General features: G+C 58.0%; 17 protein-coding genes. 9 read left to right on the forward strand and 8 right to left on the reverse strand.

The features are described 5' to 3' along the window. Positions 1 to 8 precede the first annotated feature (8 nt). Both gltX and BLU89_RS10910 read right to left on the reverse strand, forming a co-directional pair. Complete coding sequence (gene gltX / locus BLU89_RS10905) at positions 9 to 1,334, reverse strand: glutamate--tRNA ligase (RefSeq protein WP_074736871.1); 1,326 nt, start codon at positions 1,332 to 1,334, stop codon at positions 9 to 11. Between the two features lie 60 nt (positions 1,335 to 1,394). Beyond that, positions 1,395 to 1,829 (reverse strand): DUF1801 domain-containing protein, encoded by a 435-nt coding sequence (locus BLU89_RS10910; RefSeq protein WP_074736872.1) that lies wholly within the window; start codon positions 1,827 to 1,829, stop codon positions 1,395 to 1,397. 116 nt (positions 1,830 to 1,945) lie between these two features. Between BLU89_RS10910 and BLU89_RS10915 the strand changes: the two genes are divergently transcribed. Continuing rightward, positions 1,946 to 2,878, forward strand: a complete 933-nt coding sequence (locus BLU89_RS10915) for an MBL fold metallo-hydrolase (RefSeq protein ID WP_074736873.1) — start codon at positions 1,946 to 1,948, stop codon at positions 2,876 to 2,878. Between the two features lie 3 nt (positions 2,879 to 2,881). Here the strand turns inward: BLU89_RS10915 and BLU89_RS10920 are convergent, their stop codons facing one another. The 3 genes from BLU89_RS10920 to BLU89_RS10930 form a co-directional block, all read right to left on the reverse strand. Further along, entirely contained in the window at positions 2,882 to 4,213 is a 1,332-nt protein-coding gene (locus BLU89_RS10920) for an NAD(P)/FAD-dependent oxidoreductase (protein ID WP_074736874.1), read from the reverse strand. A 149-nt stretch (positions 4,214 to 4,362) separates the two neighbouring features. Further along, a complete protein-coding gene (locus tag BLU89_RS10925; protein ID WP_074736875.1) occupies positions 4,363 to 4,704 on the reverse strand; it encodes a hypothetical protein in 342 nt (113 codons plus the stop codon). Between the two features lie 209 nt (positions 4,705 to 4,913). After that, the gene (locus tag BLU89_RS10930; protein WP_074736876.1) at positions 4,914 to 6,572 is read right to left on the reverse strand and encodes an NAD+ synthase; all 1,659 of its coding nucleotides are present in this window, start codon (positions 6,570 to 6,572) and stop codon (positions 4,914 to 4,916) included. A 153-nt stretch (positions 6,573 to 6,725) separates the two neighbouring features. Between BLU89_RS10930 and BLU89_RS10935 the strand changes: the two genes are divergently transcribed. After that, positions 6,726 to 8,210: a 2-isopropylmalate synthase gene (locus tag BLU89_RS10935; RefSeq protein ID WP_074736877.1), complete on the forward strand. Its 1,485-nt coding sequence runs from the start codon at positions 6,726 to 6,728 to the stop codon at positions 8,208 to 8,210. A 7-nt stretch (positions 8,211 to 8,217) separates the two neighbouring features. Here the strand turns inward: BLU89_RS10935 and BLU89_RS10940 are convergent, their stop codons facing one another. Beyond that, positions 8,218 to 8,871, reverse strand: coding sequence for an SDR family NAD(P)-dependent oxidoreductase (locus tag BLU89_RS10940; RefSeq protein WP_245709744.1), 654 nt, complete (start codon positions 8,869 to 8,871; stop codon positions 8,218 to 8,220). A gap of 287 nt (positions 8,872 to 9,158) precedes the next feature. Here BLU89_RS10940 and BLU89_RS10945 point away from each other — a divergent pair, with 287 nt between their 5' ends. Beyond that, positions 9,159 to 10,727 (forward strand): 2-isopropylmalate synthase, encoded by a 1,569-nt coding sequence (locus BLU89_RS10945; RefSeq protein WP_074736878.1) that lies wholly within the window; start codon positions 9,159 to 9,161, stop codon positions 10,725 to 10,727. 172 nt (positions 10,728 to 10,899) lie between these two features. Here the strand turns inward: BLU89_RS10945 and BLU89_RS10950 are convergent, their stop codons facing one another. Further along, on the reverse strand, positions 10,900 to 11,685 hold the full coding sequence (locus BLU89_RS10950) for a 23S rRNA (adenine(2030)-N(6))-methyltransferase RlmJ (protein WP_074736879.1): 786 nt from the start codon (positions 11,683 to 11,685) through the stop codon (positions 10,900 to 10,902). 155 nt (positions 11,686 to 11,840) lie between these two features. On the opposite strand from BLU89_RS10950, the gene BLU89_RS10955 reads away from it, so the two are divergent. From BLU89_RS10955 to BLU89_RS10980, 6 genes are read left to right on the forward strand one after another with little or no spacing between them, the layout of a single operon-like run. After that, positions 11,841 to 12,887 carry a rod shape-determining protein gene (locus BLU89_RS10955; RefSeq protein WP_074736880.1) on the forward strand — a complete coding sequence of 349 codons (1,047 nt, stop codon included), beginning with the start codon at positions 11,841 to 11,843 and terminating at the stop codon, positions 12,885 to 12,887. A gap of 56 nt (positions 12,888 to 12,943) precedes the next feature. Next, positions 12,944 to 13,846, forward strand: coding sequence for a rod shape-determining protein MreC (mreC, locus tag BLU89_RS10960; RefSeq protein WP_074736881.1), 903 nt, complete (start codon positions 12,944 to 12,946; stop codon positions 13,844 to 13,846). Beyond that, entirely contained in the window at positions 13,839 to 14,375 is a 537-nt protein-coding gene (locus tag BLU89_RS10965) for a rod shape-determining protein MreD (protein WP_074736882.1), read from the forward strand. The genes mreC and BLU89_RS10965 overlap by 8 nt, the downstream gene beginning before the upstream one ends. Then, the gene (gene mrdA / locus BLU89_RS10970) at positions 14,372 to 16,321 is read left to right on the forward strand and encodes a penicillin-binding protein 2 (protein WP_074736883.1); all 1,950 of its coding nucleotides are present in this window, start codon (positions 14,372 to 14,374) and stop codon (positions 16,319 to 16,321) included. Before BLU89_RS10965 ends, mrdA begins: the two co-directional genes overlap by 4 nt. After that, entirely contained in the window at positions 16,318 to 17,457 is a 1,140-nt protein-coding gene (gene rodA / locus BLU89_RS10975; RefSeq protein WP_074736884.1) for a rod shape-determining protein RodA, read from the forward strand. The genes mrdA and rodA overlap by 4 nt, the downstream gene beginning before the upstream one ends. Before the next feature lie 10 nt (positions 17,458 to 17,467). Beyond that, a complete protein-coding gene (locus tag BLU89_RS10980; RefSeq protein WP_074736885.1) occupies positions 17,468 to 18,400 on the forward strand; it encodes a 2-hydroxyacid dehydrogenase in 933 nt (310 codons plus the stop codon). Here BLU89_RS10980 and BLU89_RS10985 read toward each other — a convergent pair. After that, complete coding sequence (locus BLU89_RS10985; RefSeq protein ID WP_074736886.1) at positions 18,397 to 20,412, reverse strand: M3 family metallopeptidase; 2,016 nt, start codon at positions 20,410 to 20,412, stop codon at positions 18,397 to 18,399. The two genes, BLU89_RS10980 and BLU89_RS10985, sit on opposite strands and share 4 nt — an antisense overlap. Positions 20,413 to 20,450 lie beyond the last annotated feature (38 nt).

Consider the following 20,450-nt stretch of genomic DNA (forward strand, 5'->3'; position numbering starts at 1 on the left):
CCCTTAAGTCAGCCGCGCACGCGGATCACCTGCAGCAGCGGCAGCAAGGTCGCCATCTCTGGCCCGCGCTCCATCCCTGTTAGCGCTTTGCGCAGCGGCATGAACAGGCCTTTGCCCTTGCGACCGGTTGCTTCTTTCACCGCCTTTGTCCAGGTGCCCCATGTCTCCGCATCAAACGGGCCTTCGGGCAGCAGGGTCATGGCTTCGGCGATGAATTCGCGGTCTTCGTCGGCGATCAGGGGTTCTGCCCCATCGCGGCAAAGCTCCCACCAGCCTTTGAGATCGCTCAAGGTGGTGATGTTTTCGCGTGCCATAGCCCAGAACGGTTCTGCCAGTTCAGAGGGAGCACCTGCCTCGGCAACGGCCTCGGCCACATCGGCCAACGGCAGGGATTGCAGATACTTTGCGGTCAGCGGGAACAGGTCTTGCACGTCGAACTTGGTGGGTGCTGCGCCAAAACGGCTCACGTCAAAGCCGTCGATCAACTCTGCCATATCCGAGCGCAGCTCAACCGGATCAGACGATCCCAGACGCGCCATCAGGCTTAGCAGAGCCATTGGCTGCACGCCCTGCTCTCGCAAATCGCGCAGGGCCAGCGTGCCCAGACGCTTGGACAGCGCCTCGCCCTGCGGGCCTGTCAGCAGCGAATGGTGCGCGAAACGCGGGCAAGTCCCGCCCAGCGCTTCAATGATCTGAATCTGCGTCGCAGTGTTGGTCACATGGTCCGATCCACGAACCACATCGGTCACACCCATCTCGGTGTCGTCCACGACCGATGCGATCGTATAAAGCACCTGACCATCGCCCCGGATCAGCACCGGATCGGATACCGAGGCGGCATCGATCGAGATGTCGCCCAGAATGCCATCATTCCACTCGATACGCTCACGGTTTAGTTTGAACCGCCAGACTCCATTGCCACGCTCGGCGCGCAGGGCTTCTTTCTCGGCCTCACTGAGGTTCAGCGCTGCACGGTCATAGACCGGCGGCTTGCCCATGTTCAGTTGTTTCTTGCGCTTGAGGTCCAGCTCGGTGGGTGTCTCGAACGCCTCATAGAAGCGACCTATCTCGCGCAGCTTGTCGGCAGCTTCCGCATAACGGTCCAGGCGGTCCGACTGACGTTCAACCCGGTCCCAATGCAGACCCAGCCACTCCATATCCTGCTTGATCGCATCGACATATTCTTCTTTTGATCGCTCAGGATCAGTGTCATCGATGCGCAGAATGAACGTGCCGCCAGCCTTGCGGGCGATCAAATAGTTCATCAGGGCGGTGCGCAGGTTGCCCACATGGATGTAACCGGTGGGCGACGGGGCAAAACGGGTCGTGGTCATGGAAGTCTCCTGTTGGCGCGGCTCATCTCACATGGGCGTGTTTTTGTCCAGCAGAGGCTTTCAGGCCGGTTCAACCGGCCACAAGTTGTCCAGATGCTCAAGACCGGCTTTGATGAGTTCGGACAGCACATCAAGATCGATGTCGGGCAGCTTGTTCACATAAAGGCAAGACTTCCCCAGCTTGTGTTTTCCCAATCTCGACAGGATATCCCCAAAATCAGCATATCCCGGCATGATATAGATGGAATGCGCGGCCTTGCGCGGCGAAAACCCGGTCGCCAAAAAATCACCCTCGCGCCCGGACGCATAGCGATAGTGGTACCGGCCGTAGCCGATGATCGAAGGCCCCCACATCACAGGTACAAAACCCGTGGTTTCGCGAAACAGCTTTTCCAACACCTGCGCCTCTTCCGCCTTTCGCGCGGGCAGCACGCCCGCAAGAAACGCGGGAACGCTGTGTCCGGTTGGTACGGTTTTGTTCTCTGATCGCGCCATGAACAAAAATTAACACGTAATATTCATCCACGCAGCCCATCTATTGTGCCTATAACTGGCAACAGGCCCGCACTGACCTAACTCTAACACTGGCGTTCTGACAGGGAGACTTAGACATGACCATCAAATTGACGCGCAGAGCGGCTTTGAGTGCCGCAGCCGCATTGCCTTTTGCGTCCGCAGCAGCTCCGGTTTTTGCAGCGAGTGAGCCAACCAAGGCAAATTCGACCATCGCCAAATCGTTCCAGCTAGGTGATTTCACCGTCACAACATTGCTGGACGGCAGTGTCCCGCGTGACGACCCAAAGTCGCTGTTCGCCGCTGATGTCGCGGAGGACCAATTTGCGGCCGTTTCGGCGGAAAACTTCGTGCCCACCGATATCGCCCAATTCTTCTTCACTCCGACACTTGTCCACACCGGTTCCGAACTGGTGCTGTTCGACACGGGGTTGGGACAAGGTGGTATTCAGGCGGCACTGGCTGATGCGGGTGTCACGCCCGACCAGATTGATGTGGTCGTGATCACTCATATGCATCCCGACCATATCGGCGGCATGACGACGAATGACGCGCCGACATTCGCAAATGCGCGTTTTGTGACCGCAGCGCCAGAATACGATTTCTGGTCTGCGCTGGATGCGGGAAACCGTGTTGGAGATATGGTCGCGGCAAAGGTTACGCCTCAGGCCGAAAAAATGACGTTTATTGAAGATGGCGGCGAGGTAGCCTCGGGGATTACTGCTGTCGCGGCTCATGGTCATACGCCCGGCCACACTGCTTACCATCTGGAAAGCAATGGCCAACGACTGGTTCTGACTGCTGATCTTGCGAACCATTACGTGTGGTCCTTCGCACGCCCCGAATGGCCATTCAGCTTTGACATGGATGCCGCCGCCGCGACCGCTTCGCGCCGGAATGTGCTGGGTATGCTGGCGGCAGATAAAGTGCCAATGATCGGCTATCACATGCCCTTCCCAGCCGCCGGTTATGTCGAAACCCGTGGCGACGGGTTCCGCTTCGTGCCAGTCAGTTATCAGATGATGGGTTAAGCTCTAATAGCCGGGGTCCGGCCGCACCTTTGAACCATCCGTGAAACGGGACAGGCGAAAGGCGGCCGGATCAACGACAGGCGCACTTTCGGTGACGATATCGGCAGTCAGCCGACCTGCGGCAGGCCCAATCCCGAACCCATGACCAGAGAAACCAGTTGCGATATGCAGACCCGGCACTGCGTCAACCTTTGAGATAACCGGAATCGCATCCGGGGTAACATCAATCAATCCGGCCCAGCTTTGGACGATTTCCGCCCCTTCCAGCGCGGGCATCCCTTTGCGGGCGCTGGACCATGCCTGCCGCAACACTTTCTGAGAAGGTTCGGGATCCAGAGCCCGGCAGTGTTCAAACGGCGTCACATCCGTCGGCAACCACGTCCTGTCCTGTTTGGCCTCGGTCATCCAGCGATGGGATAAGCGAAACCGCAGGGAACGCCACTCTTGCCGAAAAGCGGGCAGGAATTGCAGCCCAAGGCGGAAACTGTCAGGGACGATATCCACAGTATTTTCGTGGCCCGAAGCGATGGTGTACCCCCCGTCCGAGCGTTTTCGAATGGCAAATTCATCACTCCAGAGCGACACCTCGCGACCCGGCTCAACCGGTGAGGTTCTCATGACCGTGTTCAGCACTTTCAGCTGGGGCAGAGCGATCCCCGCGTTGCCTGCAAACAGACGAGACCAAGCCCCGCCAGCCAGCACAACCTGACTGCAGCCCACACGCCCACGCTCGGTGAAGACACCAGAGATACGGCCTGCCTCAAGATCGACGCTTCGAACTGCGCATTGTGTCATGATCGCGGCCCCGCGATCGCGGGCCGCCTCGGCGATCGCGGGTGCAGCCCATTGCGGCTCGGCCCGTCCATCCTGTGGCATGTAAAGCGCAGATTGCAGCTTTAAGTTATTGTCCGACAACAATGCGCCCAGTTCCGGGCCGATCACCATTCGGGCACCAGTCTGCTGCCCCTCGACATGCTGCAGCCATCGCCTCAGATTCTCATCATCCCGCCTGCCCGATGCGCCGAACAATATCCCCGATTGGACGTAGCCCGTTGCCCGCCCAAGACGCGCATCCAGCCCATGCCAGATGCGAATCGCCTCCTGCATTAATGGAATCTCACGCGGATCGCGCATACCGAGGCGCACCCAGCCCCAATTGCGTGAGCTCTGTTCGCCCGCAATCCGGCCTTTCTCGCACAACAGGACAGAAACACCCCGCTCAGCCAATTCAAAGGCGGTCGAGGCTCCGATTATTCCACCCCCAATGACAACGACATCCACATGCTTGGGAAGTCTGAGATCGGATTCAACGGGTGTCGGAATGGGGCCAGGCATCAACTGCTCGGTGCTAGTTCATCGAAGCGATATCCAGCCTGAAGACGGTTGTGCTGGCAATGTGGAACAGATGCTAGTCCCGGCAATTACCGGAACCTGTGGCCAATCGGCCAATGCGCGGCGGAACCCACCGCGCAAGTGCGCCTTGATCAGGCTGCCCCGGACAGTTGCGCCCACTTCTGGCGCAGCACCGAACTGAGTCCCAGATCTGCGTGCGCCACAGACGACTCCTGCGGTTGCAAAACGGGAAATTCAGGCCGCAGCGGTGGCGGTCCTGCGTCCAGTTTCCGAGCAGAATCTTCCTGGTTCAGAATATCCGCAATCGCGACATCCAGCGCCTCTTCATCAAGATCGCGCGGAAGTGATTCCATCGGCTTCAACTGCAGCGGAGCATGAAGCGGCTTATCGTATCCATACGTCATTTGACCAACAATACCTTTACTGACATCCCAAACACGGACGCCTTTACCCAGTTCAACAATCCCGGTCATTGGTTCTAAAAATGGCAGGCCAACCTACCGGAATGCGTCATATTTGCCCCACATGAGGCAAACCCCTGTCACAAATGTGGCAAAAAATAGACTCAAGTACAAGGCAAACCTGAAATTTCGTCGTGCAACCGACTGGATTTCATAAACAATCTACACTGCAGTTTCTCATTGCTGAAAATACATCAACAATAAACGGGTCAAGGCTGATCCTAGTTCCGGTCCCGCCAGCGATTCACTATTGGATAGCGGCGGTCCAACCAAAAGGCTCGTGGCGTTAGCCGTGTACCCGGCGCCGACTGGAAACGTTTGTATTCACTGATATAAATCAGATGTTCGACCCGCCGCACCTCAGCCTCATCAAAACCTGCGGCAACGCAATCCGAAATCGAGCCATCCTGATCCACCAGAATATCCAGAATGGCGTCCAGCACAGGGTAATCCGGCAGACTGTCGCTGTCTTTCTGGTCTTCGCGCAATTCGGCACTTGGCGGCTTGTCAATGACCGAGGGGCGGATGACCTCACCCTCGGGGCCCATCATCCAGTCCCGGTGATTGGCGTTGCGCCAGCGGCAGGTCTCAAATACGCGGGTTTTGTACAGGTCCTTGATCGGGTTGTAGCCACCATTCATGTCGCCATAGATGGTCGCGTAGCCCACCGCGATCTCGGACTTGTTTCCGGTGGTCAGCAACATCTCGCCAAACTTGTTCGAGATGGCCATCAGCAACAGACCGCGCAGACGGGACTGGATGTTTTCCTCGGTCAGGTCCTCATCGCGCCCAGCGAACAGAGGCGCAAGCGAGTTGGTCACCGCGGCGCGGCCCTCGGAGATCGGAACATAATCATAGTGGGCGCCCAGCGCCTTTGCGACGGCCTCGGCATCGTCCAGTGAGCCCTGGCTAGTGTATTCCGAGGGCAGCATGACACAGCGCACGTTTTCGGCCCCAATTGCATCTACGGCAATCGCAGCCACCAGCGCCGAGTCGACACCCCCCGACAGCCCCAACACCGCCTTATTGAACCCGGTCTTGTCCATATAGTCGCGCAGGGATTGAACCATCGCGCGATAGTCCTGCTCCCACGCGTCTGGTTGCTCCGCCACCTCGCCAGAATCGATCCGCCAGCCAACGTCACCGCGCAGCAGATCGATGTTCTCCACGGCCTCGTCAAACACTGGCATACGAAACGCAAGCGCACCGCCCGGATTTAGACCAAAGGTTCCACCGTCGAACACCTGATCATCCTGTCCGCCAACCATGTTCAAATAGATCACGGGCAACCCCGTTTCGACCGTACGCGCCACCATATGGTTCAGCCGGATATCATATTTGTTTCGAAAATAAGGTGACCCGTTGGGGATCAGCAAAAACTCGGCGCCGGTTTCTTCCAGTGTCTCGGCGACATCCTCGTGCCAGCCATCCTCGCAGATTGGGCTGCCGATCCGAACATTGCCGACCGCATAGGGCCCGCCCATCGGGCCCGCGTCATAAAGGCGAACTTCATCAAAGACGGTCTCATTCGGCAAATGATGCTTGAGAACCTTGCTGACAATCCGCCCGCCATTGAGGATCAGGTAGGCATTGAACAGGCTCCCATCCTCAACCCACGGACCTCCGATCGCCAATGCAGGACCATCCGCACACGCTTCGGCCAAAGCCTGCACCGCATCCATTGCCGCGCGGTGAAACACTGGCTTCAGCACCAGATCCTGGGTATTGTAGCCGGTGATGAACATCTCGGGCAGCGCCACCAGATCCGCCTGTGCCGCACGGCCTTTCTGCCAGGCAGCGAAAGCCTTGGCGGCGTTCCCTTCGATATCCCCAACTGTTGGGTTCAATTGCGCCAGAGTGATGCGGAAACGGTCGGCCATTTTGCCCTCTTGCCCTCGTCAGTCTTTCAGGGATTTAGCAGATCACAGCGCGAGTGAAAGCCAAATGAGGCAAAAGCCGTTGCTCTGCCCCCAGCGGTGCCCTAGTTTTGCGCCAACACAAACGCATCACGACGACCGCAGGCAGGTACGAACATGAAAGCGATCCGCACGACACTTACCGCTGCAACACTCGCGATGCTGGCACCATTCGCCGTGGCCCAGCAGGACGATCAGATTGTCGTCGCAGATGACGAGGTCGGTGGTGTCTATGAGGGCACTTTCGAGAACGGGCTGCGGCATGGCACGGGGACCTATCGGCTGCCCAACGGATTCGAGTATTCCGGTCAGTGGGTTGAAGGAGAGATTCAGGGTCAGGGCACAGCGCGTTATGCGAATGGCTCGGTCTACGAAGGTAACTTTGCCAAAGGCCAGCCCGAAGGGCAGGGCAAGATCGTGTACCCCGATGGTCAGAGCTATGAAGGGGAATGGTCCAAAGGTGCCATAAATGGCTCTGGCACTGTCGTATACGCAAATGGTCTGCGTTACCAAGGCAGTTTCAAGGATGCCAGGCGCCATGGGCAGGGTGTGCTGACCGACCCGAATGGTCACGTCTATGACGGCGGCTGGATTGATGGGCTGAAAGAAGGCACTGCCAAAATCACCTATGCCGATGGCAGCACCTACAACGGCGAGATAAAAGCCGGGCTGCGGCACGGACAGGGTGTTCAGAACTGGGCCGACGGTATGAACTATGACGGGTTCTGGGTCGAAGATCACATGCATGGCACCGGTCGTCTGGTCCAGCCCAATGGTGATGTGTACGAAGGCAATCTCGTCAACAATCGCCGACAGGGCAAGGGCAAGTCAATCTATGCCAACGGTGCGACCTACGAAGGCGATTACGCCGATGATCAGCGCCACGGTCAGGGCGCATACAAAGGCACTGACGGTTTTCAGTATATTGGCGAATGGCAGCAAGGTCAGATCGAAGGTCTGGGTGAGATGATCTATCCTGACGGCTCGGTCTATGTCGGTGATTTTCAGGACGATCTGCCCCATGGCAAAGGGCAGACAACCTATCCCGACGGTTCGGTCTATGACGGCGAGTGGATCGCGGGCGTGTTCGAAGGCACGGGTACCGCAACCTATTCCAACGGCACGGTCTACAAAGGACAGTTCAGAAATGCCCGCAGCCACGGCAAAGGCGTTCTGACCTTCGCCAACGGCTATCGCTATGACGGAGATTGGGTGGATGGCATCCGTCAAGGCAAGGGCAAAGCCACGTTTTCCGATGGTACCGTTTACGATGGCGATTTTCTGGATGGCAAGCGCCACGGCATGGGCACGCTCACCCGGCCCGGCGGGTACAGCTATACCGGCGAATGGGCCGACGGAAAAATCAATGGCGCGGGCACCGCGACCTATGAGACCGGCGATGTGTACGAAGGTAATTTCCGCGACAATAAGCGCCACGGCGAAGGCACCATGCGTTTCGCTGGTGGCGAGACTGAAACAGGTGTCTGGGAGAACGACGCGCTGGCGCGTGAAACCGAGAATGCGCCAGAAACGACCGCTCCTGATACCGAAACCGGCACCCCGGAACCCGATGCGGAAACCCCGGACGCGACCGACGGTTAAGTAAGCTTTACCAGGGCACGGGCTGTCCGGCCCAATCATAGAAACCGCCGGTGTCAGATGGCGCAAGCCCCCTGACCACTGCAAGCAGATTGCCAGCCGCCTCTTCAGGTTCGACGGCCGGGTGACGGCCGAGATATTTCTGCGTAAACGCCGTTTTAACTGTGCCGGGATGCAGAGCAACGCAAACAGATAGTTTGTGTGTGCGTGCCAGTTCAATTGCGGCTGTATGGACAATCTGGTTTACCGCCGCCTTGGCCGCCCGATAACTTACCCAACCGCCAAGCCGGTTGTCTTGTATCGACCCGACGCGCGCAGAAAGCACCGCGATCACCGATTTCCGATCACGCGGCAACAACCGGTGCGCCTGTTTCAGCACCAAGGCCGGGCCAACCGCATTCAAAGCATACTGATCCAACATCGCTTGCGCTGACACCGCCCGCATCGACTTCTCGGGCCCTGCCCCGTCAACCTCAAGCGCCCCCGAAGCGATAACTATCAGATCGAACGGGTCGGTGAGTTGTGCCAGCCTATGCGCGACAACAACAGGTTTGGTCAAGTCAAACCCATCCGCGGATCTGGACATACGCGTGACCGCGGTACCCTGGGCCTTAAGGTGATCGCTCAGCGCGTGCCCAATGCCACCCGAGGCGCCGATTATCAATGCGGTTTCCTTGACATCAGAGCTAGACGAAATCACGTCCCCTTCAATACCTCACCCAATTTCCGCTGCGGCTCATTTTCTCACTTTTCATTCGTTGTGTGCGCTGTATAAGCTTAAACGCATGATCAACCGCGCAGATATCGCCTTTGCCGACGCCGCACCCTTTGGTGCGTCGCTGCGTGGTCTACTGATCCTAATCCGCCTCTGAGCGTGCCATCCGGCGCGCCCGCTCAGAGGAGGACGCCCGCGCGCCAATAGGCTTAGGACAGAAGAAGAAAGAGATTCCAATGACAAATGTAACCGACCAAGACCACGTCTTGATCTTCGACACCACTTTGCGCGACGGCGAGCAGAGCCCAGGCGCAACGATGACCCACAACGAGAAATTGGAGATTGCTGAGCTTCTCGATGAGATGGGGGTCGATATTATCGAGGCCGGGTTCCCAATCGCCTCGGAAGGGGACTTCAAGGCGGTGACCGAGATCGCCGAGCGTTCGAAAAACAGCCGCATTTGCGGCCTTGCACGTGCCAATATCGCCGATATCGACCGCTGTTGGGAGGCGGTGAAACACGCAGGTAAGAACCGGATTCACACATTCATCGGAACCTCTCCGCTGCACCGCGCCATTCCGAACCTGACGATGGACGAGATGGCCAACAAAATCCATGAAACCGTCAGCCATGCCCGGAACCTGTGCGAAAACGTACAATGGTCGCCGATGGATGCGACCCGAACCGAGTGGGATTATCTTTGCCGCGTGATCGAGATTGCAATCAAGGCGGGTGCGACCACAATCAACATCCCCGATACCGTGGGCTACACCGCTCCGGCGGAAAGCGCCGACCTGATCAAATGCCTGATCGAAACGGTTCCCGGCGCGGATGAGGTAATCTTTGCCACGCATTGTCACAACGACCTTGGCATGGCGACCGCGAATTCGCTGGCCGCTGTCGCAGGCGGGGCGCGCCAGATAGAATGCACCATCAACGGCCTTGGCGAACGCGCAGGCAACACCGCGCTGGAAGAAGTTGTAATGGCGCTGCGTACGCGCAATGACATCATGCCTTGGCATACCGGCATCGACACTACCAAGATCATGCATATCTCGCGCCGTGTGGCGACCGTGGCGGGCTTCCCTGTCCAGTTCAACAAGGCCATCGTCGGTAAGAACGCGTTTGCCCATGAAAGCGGCATTCACCAGGACGGGATGCTGAAGAACCGCGAAAATTTTGAGATCATGCGGCCCGAGGATATTGGTCTTTCAGGAACATCGTTGCCACTTGGCAAGCACTCAGGCCGGGCTGCGTTGCGCGACAAGCTTGAGACGCTGGGCTATGAGGTCGGAGACAACCAGCTCAGGGATATTTTCGTTCGCTTCAAGGATCTGGCAGACCGAAAAAAAGAAGTCTTTGACGACGACCTGATCGCCTTGATGTCTCTGGATGACGACGATGATCGCCTGCAACTGGTGTCGATGAAAGTGACCTGCGGCACTGGTGGTCAGGCTGAATCAACGGTCGAGCTTGAGTTTGATGGTAAAGATGTCATCGCCACTGAACATGGCGACGGTCCGGTGGACGCGACGTTCAGGGCAATCCGCGCGATATACCCAAACAAGGCCCATCTGCAGCTGTATCAGGTGCATGCGGTGACCGAAGGCACAGACGCGCAAGCCACCGTTTCGGTCCGGCTGGAAGAAGATGGCATGATCGCCACAGGTCAATCGGCTAATACCGATACGGTCGTTGCTTCGGCCAAGGCTTATATCCACGCGCTGAATCGCCTGATCATGCGTCGCGAAAAAGCTGGACCGGGTGCGGACACGCGCGAAATCAGCTACAAAGACTTGACCTGATCAAAGGGCCAAAGGCTCCCGCACCCGCAGGTGCCCGGCTTCGCCGAACCCCTTTGCGGCTTTGGGCCCGGCAGCGCACCACAGGTGCGCTGCCGGGCCTAGCTCGTTTGGTGGTATCTCTGATGCTGACAAACGAGGCAGGAGCTTCTCTTTTTATTTTGACCAAATACACTCAAAGATGCGCAAATGCCTCTGAAAGACGGGCCATCTCGTCTTCGATGCCAAAAGGCGCGTTCAGCAGGAACATACCGGACCCGACCATCCGATGCCCCTCACGTGCCGGAGGGAAGGTCACTTCGTGGCAAACAGCCTTTGGATAGCCCGCGGATTTCAGCGCTGAGATCATGTGTAAATGACGCCCATCCGCCAGGATCGGATACCACAGCGCTATCACCCCCACATTCCATTTTCGATGCAGCCTGGCGATCACGCCCGGCAAACGGTCATAATCCGCTTTCACCTCATAGCTGGGATCAATCAGCAACATCCCCCGCCGGGGTGTCGGAGGCAACAAAGACTGAGCCAATTCAAAGCCATCTTGCTGATAGACCTTTGCTCCAAACGGCGACAACGTAAGCGAAAGTGCGGAAAACTCCTGCGGATGTAGCTCGGCGAAATGCAAACTGTCCTGATCGCGCAGCAGGTTCGCGGCAATCAGCGGCGAACCCGGATAGGATGCCGCACCATGGCGGGCCTGCACCCCCTCCAACACACGCGCCATCGGATGGTCGGGATCAAACCAACCCTCTCGCTGCGCGCGTGCGATCCCGGCAGCCGCTTCCTGGGTTCGGATCGCCTCGGCCACGTCAAGCTGATACAACCCACGCCCGGAATGCGTTTCAATATAGCTGAGCGGCTTGTCCTTGCGGGTCAGATACTGCAGCGTCCATGCCAATAATGCGTGCTTTTGTACGTCAGCTAGATTTCCAGCGTGGTAAATATGTTGATATGAGAGCATTTTGCCTTCTAAAGTCCCTATCAATAAGGCGGAAAGGTGCTGACTATCGCGGAATCAGCCCTTTTACCGGGAGAGTTGGCACCCTATAAGGCATCCGTCCCGGAACCGTCGAGTCGCGGGCAGTGGAAATTCTGACAAACGGGATCAGGGGAAATATGGGCATCTTTGGCAATCTGGGCGGCCTGTTCACAGCGGACATGGCCATCGACCTTGGGACAGCGAACACGCTGGTGTATGTCAAGGGGCGCGGCGTAATTCTCTCTGAACCGTCAGTCGTAGCCTACCACGTCAAGGACGGTGTAAAGAAGGTTCTGGCCGTCGGCGAGGACGCCAAACTGATGCTGGGGCGGACCCCCGGTTCGATCGAGGCGATCCGTCCGATGCGCGAAGGTGTGATTGCCGACTTTGATACTGCCGAGGAAATGATCAAACATTTCATCCGCAAGGTGCACAGACGCTCGACCTTCTCGAAACCCAAGATCATCGTCTGCGTTCCGCATGGCGCAACCCCGGTGGAAAAACGTGCGATCCGCCAGTCGGTTCTGTCCGCAGGCGCCCGCCGCGCAGGTCTGATCGCCGAGCCCATCGCTGCGGCCATTGGCGCAGGAATGCCGATCACCGATCCGACGGGCAACATGGTCGTCGATATCGGTGGTGGTACTACCGAGGTTGCGGTCCTGTCGCTGGGTGATATCGTTTATGCCCGCTCGGTTCGCGTCGGTGGAGACCGCATGGATGAGGCCATCATCTCGTACTTGCGCCGCCAGCAGAACCTGTTGGTCGGGGAATCCACAGCTGAGCGCATCAAGACCACCATTGGCACAGCCCGTATGCCCGATGACGGGCGCGGCCAGTCGATGCACATCCGGGGTCGCGACCTGTTGAACGGTGTCCCTAAGGAAATCGAAATCAGTCAGGCCCAGGTGGCCGAGGCCCTCTCGGAACCTGTCCAGCAGATTTGCGAGGCGGTGATGACCGCTCTGGAAACCACGCCGCCCGATCTGGCGGCTGATATCGTTGACCGGGGTGTGATGCTGACAGGCGGTGGCGCGCTGCTGGGCGATCTGGATCTTGCGCTGCGCGAACAGACTGGTCTGGCCGTGTCGATTGCCGATGAAAGCCTGAATTGTGTGGCTTTGGGCACCGGCAAGGCGCTGGAATACGAAAAACAACTGCGCCACGCGATTGACTACGATAGCTAAGGCGCGCACCCTTTGGGGGTGAACACTCGGGCAAGAGCAGCACGGGAAGGAGTCCTGTGGCAAAGGACCGATCACAGCGCGACGAATACACCACCCCCTTGCGCAGATTGCTTTTGGGGATAGTTGTTCTGTGCCTGCTGGCGATCTTTCTAGTCTGGCGCATCGATAGCCCCCGCGTCGAAAGATTCCGTGCGCAGGTAGTGGACAAGGTGGTGCCTTCGATGGAATGGGCGATGGTGCCCGTCACCGCATTGATCAACCTCACTCGTGACTTCCAAAGCTACCAACGCCTTAGCGAACAAAATCAGGAGCTGCGCAGCGAATTGCGCCTGATGCGCGCTTGGAAAGAGGCCGCTTTGCAGCTGGAGCAGGAGAACGCCCGCCTGCTGGATCTGAACAACGTGCGGCTTGATCCGCGCCTGACCTATGTCACCGGAGTTGTGATGGCCGACAGCGGCTCACCCTTCCGGCAATCGGTACTTCTGAATGTCGGTGAGCGGGACGGCATTATGGATGGTTGGGCCACCATGGACGGGATCGGCGTGGTCGGGCGTATCTCGGGCGTAGGTCCGGACACGGCCCGCGTGATCCTGATGACCGATGCTTCAAGCGCTATCCCGGCCACCATCCAACCATCGGGCCAAACAGCGCTGATCGCAGGCGACAATAGTTCTGCACCTTCGGTGGAGTTTCTTGAAAACCGGGAATTGGTCCGCCCCGGTGACCGGGTTATTACCTCAGGCGATGGGGGCGTCTTCCCCGGAGGATTACTGATCGGCCAGATCACGGTTGATCCGGGTGGCAGGCTGCGTGTTCGGTTATCAGCCGATTTCGAACGACTCGAGTTCCTGCGTGTCCTGCGCTATCAATCGGCGCCGCCGATAACCGAATCCGGAGATATCGTCGGCCCACGGCGACCCGAGGCATCTTTGACACCGCAAGAGGCCAACGATGGATAGGTCTGCCTCATACCTTTGGGTCAAGCGCAGCCTGTATGTCGCGCTGTCCGTGTTTGTGTTGTTTCTGCACCTGTTGCCATTGGATGCAAAGCCCGATCGCCTTCCATTTCCGGATGTATTGATCGCGCTCACCTACGCCTGGGTTCTGCGACGGCCCGAATATGTTCCGATCCTAATGATTGCCATAGTCATGTTCACAGCGGATTTACTGTTGCAGCGTCCACCCGGCCTGCTGGCCGCCTTGGTGGTTCTGGGGGCCGCATATCTGCACTCAGCTGCTGTGGGCATGAAAGACACCGGGTTCGTCAGCGAATGGACAACTGTCGGGGCGGTGATCACAGTTGTGTTTGTACTCAATCGTCTCATTCTTGCTATCTTGTCAGTACAACAGGCAACACTGGGACCGGTGGTGGCACAAGTGGTTCTGACAATCGCAATCTATCCCGTGATGGTTTTGTTCAGCCAAAGCGCATTTGGCGTGCGGCGTAAATCGGTCGCAGACAGCACGATGCCACGGGTGAGATCATGAAGCAGCGTAAACCAAAGCCTCAGGGTCTGGCCTACAAACGCCTGCCGCGCCGCGCATTGATCCTGGGTGGTTTACAGGTGGCCTTTGTCGGCGGCTTGGCTGCCCGGATGCGGTTCATGCAGGTGGATCAGGCGGATGAGTATCGCTTGCTGGCCGAAGAAAACCGTATCAACATCCGCCTAATCCCACCGACCCGGGGCCGGATTTATGACCGAAACGGGCAGACCATTGGGCAAAACTCACCGTCTTATCGCATCGTCATCGTTCGCGAGGACGCGGGCGACATCGATCAGGTCATCTCCAAACTCTCCGAACTGATCCCGCTGACCAGGGATGAGATTGAGCGCGCGAAGACGGAAATGCGCCGCTCGGCCCCGTTCCTGCCTGTCACATTGGCCGATCAGGTCACGTGGGAGGATATCTCGAAGGTTGCGGTCAACGCTCCGGCCCTACCCGGTGTCACACCCGAAGTCGGTTCGACACGCCAGTATCCGCGCTACGAAGACTTCGCCCATGTTGTCGGCTATGTCGGTCCGGTCAGCGACTATGACCTGAGCCAGATCGAAGATCCCGAACCCGTCCTGCGCATTCCCCGCTTCCAGATTGGCAAGGTCGGACTGGAAGCCAAGCAGGAAATCAGCTTGCGCGGCAAGGCAGGCGCCAAACGGGTCGAGGTCAACGCCACAGGCCGGGTGATGCGGGAACTGGACCGTCAGGTCGGCGAAGCCGGGGCTGATCTGCAGCTGTCGGTCGATGCCAATCTGCAGCAATATGCTCAGGCGCGTTTAGCCGGGGAAAGCGCCGCTGCCGTTGTGATCGATTGCGAGACCGGTGACATTCGCGCCATCAGCTCGGCCCCAAGTTTCGATCCCAACCTGTTCGTCCGCGGTATTTCTGTGGCAGATTACCAGATGCTGACGCAAAATAAGTACCGTCCCCTGGCCAACAAGACAGTGCAAGGCACCTATCCACCCGGATCGACATTCAAAATGATCACTGCCATGGCCGCGCTCGAAGCGGGCGTGATCAGCCCTTCCAGTACGGTCTATTGCCCTGGCCACCTGAAGGTGGGCAGCCGTCGTTTCCATTGCTGGAAACGCGGCGGGCACGGAACGGTCGAACTTGAAACCTCGCTCAAGCGCAGTTGTGATGTGTATTATTACGATGTGGCTCTGCGCGTCGGAATCGACAGAATTTCCGAGATGGCGCGCACGTTCGGGTTGGGTGTCAAACATGACATTCCCATGTCTGCCGTTGCCTCGGGGCTTGCGCCCAACCAGGAATGGAAGCAACGGATCCACGGTCAGGATTGGTTGGTCGGCGACACCGCAAACGCTTCGATCGGCCAAGGCTTTATGCTCGCCTCACCGCTGCAACTGGCGGTCATGACTGCGCGGCTGGCCACCGGCCGGGCCGTGACACCACGCCTTGTCCGCTCGGTTAATGGAGTTGAACAGCCCACGGGCGCGGGCGAAGCATTGCCGATAAACCGCAATAACCTAGAGCAAGTGCGAAGAGCGATGTTCTCTGTGTCGAATAATCGGCGCGGTACGGCGTATCGCAGCCGGATCATCGCTGATGAGTTCCGCATGGCCGGCAAAACGGGCACCAGTCAGGTGCGTAACATTACCAAGGCAGAACGCGCTGCAGGGGTGATCCGCAACGAAGACCTGCCATGGGAGCGTCGGGATCACGCGCTGTTCGTCAGCTTCGCGCCTTACGACAATCCGAAATACGCCGTAGCCGTTGTCGTGGAACACGGCGGTGGCGGCTCCAAGGCTGCAGCCCCGGTCGCGCGCGACATCATGCTTCAGGCGCTCTACAACGGCACACCGCCCCTCGAAGCCTACCCGGCTGGCGACCGCGAACGCATCAAGGAACAGCAAAAACGGCTTGAGGGTGACCGCCGCCCCAAAGCGCGTCCTGACGAAAAGGACCGCGCATGAGCTATCTTGAATATGCCGTTAAATCCACGCCGTCAGGATTCCGCAAATTTCTGTATATGAACTGGCCGCTGACACTGCTTTTGGTCAGCGTCGCCTGTGCCGGGTTCCTGATGCTGTATTCAGTCGCAGGTGGGTCTTGGATGCCGTGGGCAGAACCTCAGATGGAACGGTTCGGCTTGGGCCTGACAGCCATGTTCATCATTGCACTGGTGCCGATCTGGTTTTGGCGCAACATGTCAGTTGTAGCTTATCTTGGCTCAATTGGCTTGCTTGTTGTTGTTGAACTTTTTGGCACCATCGGCATGGGCGCACAGCGCTGGATCGACCTGGGTTTCATGCGGTTGCAGCCATCAGAGGTGATGAAAGTCGCGCTGGTGATGGTGCTGGCCGCCTATTACGACTGGTTGCCCGCCCACAAGACATCGCGTCCGCTCTGGGTGATGATACCAGTCCTTCTGATCCTGATTCCGACGTTCATGGTCCTGAAACAGCCTGATTTGGGAACCTCGATCCTGCTGCTGGCAGCGGGTGGCGGTCTTATGTTTCTGGCCGGAGTCCACTGGGCCTATTTCGCGGCTGTCATCGCGGCGGTGGTCGGATTGATTGCGACAGTGTTCAACAGCCGAGGGACAGACTGGCAGTTGCTGAAGGACTATCAGTTCCGCCGCATTGATACGTTTCTGGACCCTTCAACGGATCCATTGGGCGCGGGATATCACATCACGCAGTCCAAGATCGCGCTGGGTTCGGGCGGTTGGAACGGGCGCGGGTTCATGCAGGGCACGCAGTCACGCCTGAACTTTCTGCCCGAGAAGCACACCGATTTCATCTTCACCACCCTGGCTGAGGAATTTGGGTTTGTCGGCGGCATCACCCTGTTGGTCCTCTACGGCCTAATCTTGATTTTCTGCATGGTCACAGCCCTATCGACCAAAGATCGGTTCTCATCTTTGGTGACATTGGGCATCGCGCTGAACTTCTTCCTGTTCTTTGCCGTCAACATGTCGATGGTGATGGGGCTGGCGCCGGTCGTCGGTGTACCCCTGCCAATGGTCAGCTACGGCGGCTCGGCCATGCTTGTTCTGATGGCAGCCTTTGGCATCGTGCAAAGCGCCCATATCCATCGCCCTCGCTGAAAGGTTTCTCATGCCCGTGAATGTCCTGTTTTCCGCGCGCTCTGAGTTGTGGCCGGAGTATGAACCGCTGTTGCGGAAAGGGTTGGCCGAGGCAGGGATGGACTTTCACCTGTCAAAAGATATCGACGCGGAACTGGTCGACTATGTGGTTTATGCCCCAAACGGTAGCCTGCAGGACTTCACCCCATTCACGCGGCTCAAAGCTGTGCTGAGCCTCTGGGCCGGGGTCGAGAGCATCTCAGGCAATGAAACGCTGACTGTTCCGCTGGCGCGCATGGTAGATGGCGGGCTGACCCAAGGCATGACGGAATGGGTGGTCGGCCACGTACTGCGGTATCACCTTGGCATGGACCGCCACATCACGCGGCAGGATGGCGTCTGGACACCGGATGCGCCGCCGCTGGCCTCTCAGCGCACCGTCTGCATTTTGGGATTGGGCGCATTGGGTGAGGCTTGTGTGCGCGCGTTGGCGACATTGGGTTTCCATGTCATAGGCTGGAGCCGAACTGCCAAGGATATCTCTGGCGTGACCTGCCTGCACGGATCGGACGGTTTGCGCGTGGCACTCTCTCAGTCCGAAATCGTGGTGCTGCTGTTGCCTGACACAGCCGCGACCGAGAATATGCTGAACGCTGATACGCTCGCCCTATTGCCAAAAGGTGCGCAGATCATCAATCCTGGCCGAGGACCGTTGATTGACGACGACGCCCTGCTGCACGCGTTGAATTCGGGTCAGGTCGGACACGCCACGCTGGACGTGTTCCGCAATGAACCCCTGCCACCCGCGCATCCCTATTGGGCACATTCCAATGTAACGGTGACGCCTCATATCGCGTCAGAAACCCGCCCCGTCACAGCCGCGCAGGTGATTTGCGAGAACATTCGACGAGGTGAAGCGGGTGAACCCTTTCTTCACCTCGTCGATAGGGACCTTGGTTATTAGGCCGCAATCAATCCGCGGCCTTTCAGCAAAGCTTCAACGCCCGGCAGGCGACCGCGGAAGGCCAGATACAGCTCTTCAGCCTCGCGTGAACCTCCGGTAGACAGAATGTGGTCTTCCAGTGCTTTGGCGCGCTCTGGATCAAAGGCTCCAGCAGCCTCTTCAAATGCCGCAAAGGCATCCGCGTCCATGACCTCGGACCACATGTAGCTGTAATAGCCCGAGCTATATCCGTCGCCCGCGAACACGTGGGCAAAATGCGGGGTAGCATGACGCATTCCGATGGCGGATGGCATTCCAATGTCTGCCAGAACCTCAGCTTGTTTGCCCATTGGATCAGTGGGTGCTGCCCCATCGTGGAATGCCAGATCAACCAACGCCGAGGCAACATACTCCACTGTCTGAAAGCCCTGATCAAAATTGGCTGCCTTCAGCACTTTCTCCAGCATCGCTTGCGGCATGGGCTCGCCCGTTTCGGCGTGGGTGGCGAATTCAGCCAGAACCTCGGGAACTTCGAGCCAGTGTTCGTAAAGCTGGCTGGGCAATTCGACAAAATCACGCGCAACGGAAGTGCCCGAGATGCTCTCATAAGTTACATTGGACAACATCTGGTGCAGGGCGTGGCCGAATTCATGGAATAAAGTCCGCGCATCGTCATAGGACAGCAGCGCCGGATCACCCTTGGCAAAGTTGCAGACGTTGATGACGACAGGAGCCTGTACCTTAGGGAACTTCGCCTGCCCGCGCATTGCGCTACACCATGCACCCGAACGCTTCGATCCACGTGCAAAATAATCTCCGATGAAAACAGCTATGTGTTGACCGTTCCGGGTTACCTCCCACGCACGGCAATCAGGATGATAAAGAGGCACATCCAGCCGTACAAATTCCAGCCCGAACAAGCGGTTCGCGCAGGCAAACGAGGCCTCGATCATCCGATCCAGCTGCAGATACGGTTTCAGTGCGGCCTCATCCAGATCATGCTCGGCCTTGCGCCGTTTCTCAGCATAGTAACGCCAATCCCAGGCTTCCAGCGGGCCATTGATACCGTCCTCTTGCATCATCTGCGTCAATAGATCTGCATCTGCATAGGCACGGACTTTTGCGGGCTCCCAAACCTGCATCAGCAGGTCGCGAACGCGATCAGGTGTCCGCGCCATCTCGGTTTCCAGCTTATAATCGGCAAAGCTATCGTAGCCGAGCAACTTGGCGCGTTCCTCGCGTAAGGCTAGAATCTCAGTCGCAATTTCACGATTGTCGGTCTGACCGCCATTCGCGCCGCGCGCCGTCCATGCGCGATAAGCCATTTCCCTGAGATCACGGCGCGGCGAGAATTGCAGGAACGGAACGATCAGCGAGCGCGACAATGTCACCACCGGGCCATCCGCGCCCTTTTCCTGACCAGCTGCTCGGGCTGTATCGACGACAAAATCCGGCAAACCCTGCAGGTCATCCTCGGACAGTTCCATGAACCAATCACGCTCATCCGCCAGCAGATTCTGCGTGAAAGAGGTTCCCAACGAAGCCAGGCGGGCCTTGATCTCTTGTATCCTCGTGTCATCATCCCCGGTCAACGCGGCCCCTGCCCGCACGAACCCCCGATGCGACAACATCAGAACGCGCGCCTGTTCGTCGGTCAGACCCAATTCATCGCGCCGATCCCACAGGTCCGCCACGCGTTGAAACAGGGGTTTGTTCGAAGAAATACGCGAGTAATGCGCGGCGAGTTTCGGTGAAAACGCGCGCTGCAGTTCCTCACGCTTGGGATTGCTGTCAGCGCCTGCAACGGTAAAGAACACCGACAAAGTTTTGTCCATCTGCTCTCCGGCGGCCTCAAGTGCCTCAATCGTATTGGCAAAGGTTGGCGCATCCGGGTTCGCAGCAATCGCCTCAATCTCGGCATCGTGCGCCTGCATTGCCTGCTCAAGTGCGGGGGCAAAATCATCATCCGAGATATTGGCGAAGGGCGCGATTTCGAAAGGCGTGTTCCAGTCGGACAGGATCGGGTTGGTCATTGAGGTCTCCTTTGACCTCATAGCTAAGTCCGTGGGGC

The sequence above is a fragment of the Ruegeria halocynthiae genome, from assembly GCF_900106805.1.
In the GTDB taxonomy this organism is placed as follows: domain Bacteria; phylum Pseudomonadota; class Alphaproteobacteria; order Rhodobacterales; family Rhodobacteraceae; genus Ruegeria; species Ruegeria halocynthiae.

What these genes read in the sequence shown, in the direction of transcription:
- mrdA (WP_074736883.1), top strand. Translation starts at nt 14,372, where the DNA reads ATGAAGCAGCGTAAACCAAAGCCTCAGGGTCTGGCCTACAAACGCCTG.
- BLU89_RS10955 (WP_074736880.1), top strand. Translation starts at nt 11,841, where the DNA reads ATGGGCATCTTTGGCAATCTGGGCGGCCTGTTCACAGCGGACATGGCC.
- BLU89_RS10930 (WP_074736876.1), bottom strand. Translation starts at nt 6,572, where the DNA reads ATGGCCGACCGTTTCCGCATCACTCTGGCGCAATTGAACCCAACAGTT.
- rodA (WP_074736884.1), top strand. Translation starts at nt 16,318, where the DNA reads ATGAGCTATCTTGAATATGCCGTTAAATCCACGCCGTCAGGATTCCGC.
- BLU89_RS10980 (WP_074736885.1), top strand. Translation starts at nt 17,468, where the DNA reads ATGCCCGTGAATGTCCTGTTTTCCGCGCGCTCTGAGTTGTGGCCGGAG.
- BLU89_RS10910 (WP_074736872.1), bottom strand. Translation starts at nt 1,829, where the DNA reads ATGGCGCGATCAGAGAACAAAACCGTACCAACCGGACACAGCGTTCCC.
- BLU89_RS10920 (WP_074736874.1), bottom strand. Translation starts at nt 4,213, where the DNA reads ATGCCTGGCCCCATTCCGACACCCGTTGAATCCGATCTCAGACTTCCC.
- BLU89_RS10935 (WP_074736877.1), top strand. Translation starts at nt 6,726, where the DNA reads ATGAAAGCGATCCGCACGACACTTACCGCTGCAACACTCGCGATGCTG.
- BLU89_RS10925 (WP_074736875.1), bottom strand. Translation starts at nt 4,704, where the DNA reads ATGACCGGGATTGTTGAACTGGGTAAAGGCGTCCGTGTTTGGGATGTC.
- gltX (WP_074736871.1), bottom strand. Translation starts at nt 1,334, where the DNA reads ATGACCACGACCCGTTTTGCCCCGTCGCCCACCGGTTACATCCATGTG.
- BLU89_RS10950 (WP_074736879.1), bottom strand. Translation starts at nt 11,685, where the DNA reads ATGCTCTCATATCAACATATTTACCACGCTGGAAATCTAGCTGACGTA.
- BLU89_RS10945 (WP_074736878.1), top strand. Translation starts at nt 9,159, where the DNA reads ATGACAAATGTAACCGACCAAGACCACGTCTTGATCTTCGACACCACT.
- BLU89_RS10965 (WP_074736882.1), top strand. Translation starts at nt 13,839, where the DNA reads ATGGATAGGTCTGCCTCATACCTTTGGGTCAAGCGCAGCCTGTATGTC.
- BLU89_RS10915 (WP_074736873.1), top strand. Translation starts at nt 1,946, where the DNA reads ATGACCATCAAATTGACGCGCAGAGCGGCTTTGAGTGCCGCAGCCGCA.
- BLU89_RS10985 (WP_074736886.1), bottom strand. Translation starts at nt 20,412, where the DNA reads ATGACCAACCCGATCCTGTCCGACTGGAACACGCCTTTCGAAATCGCG.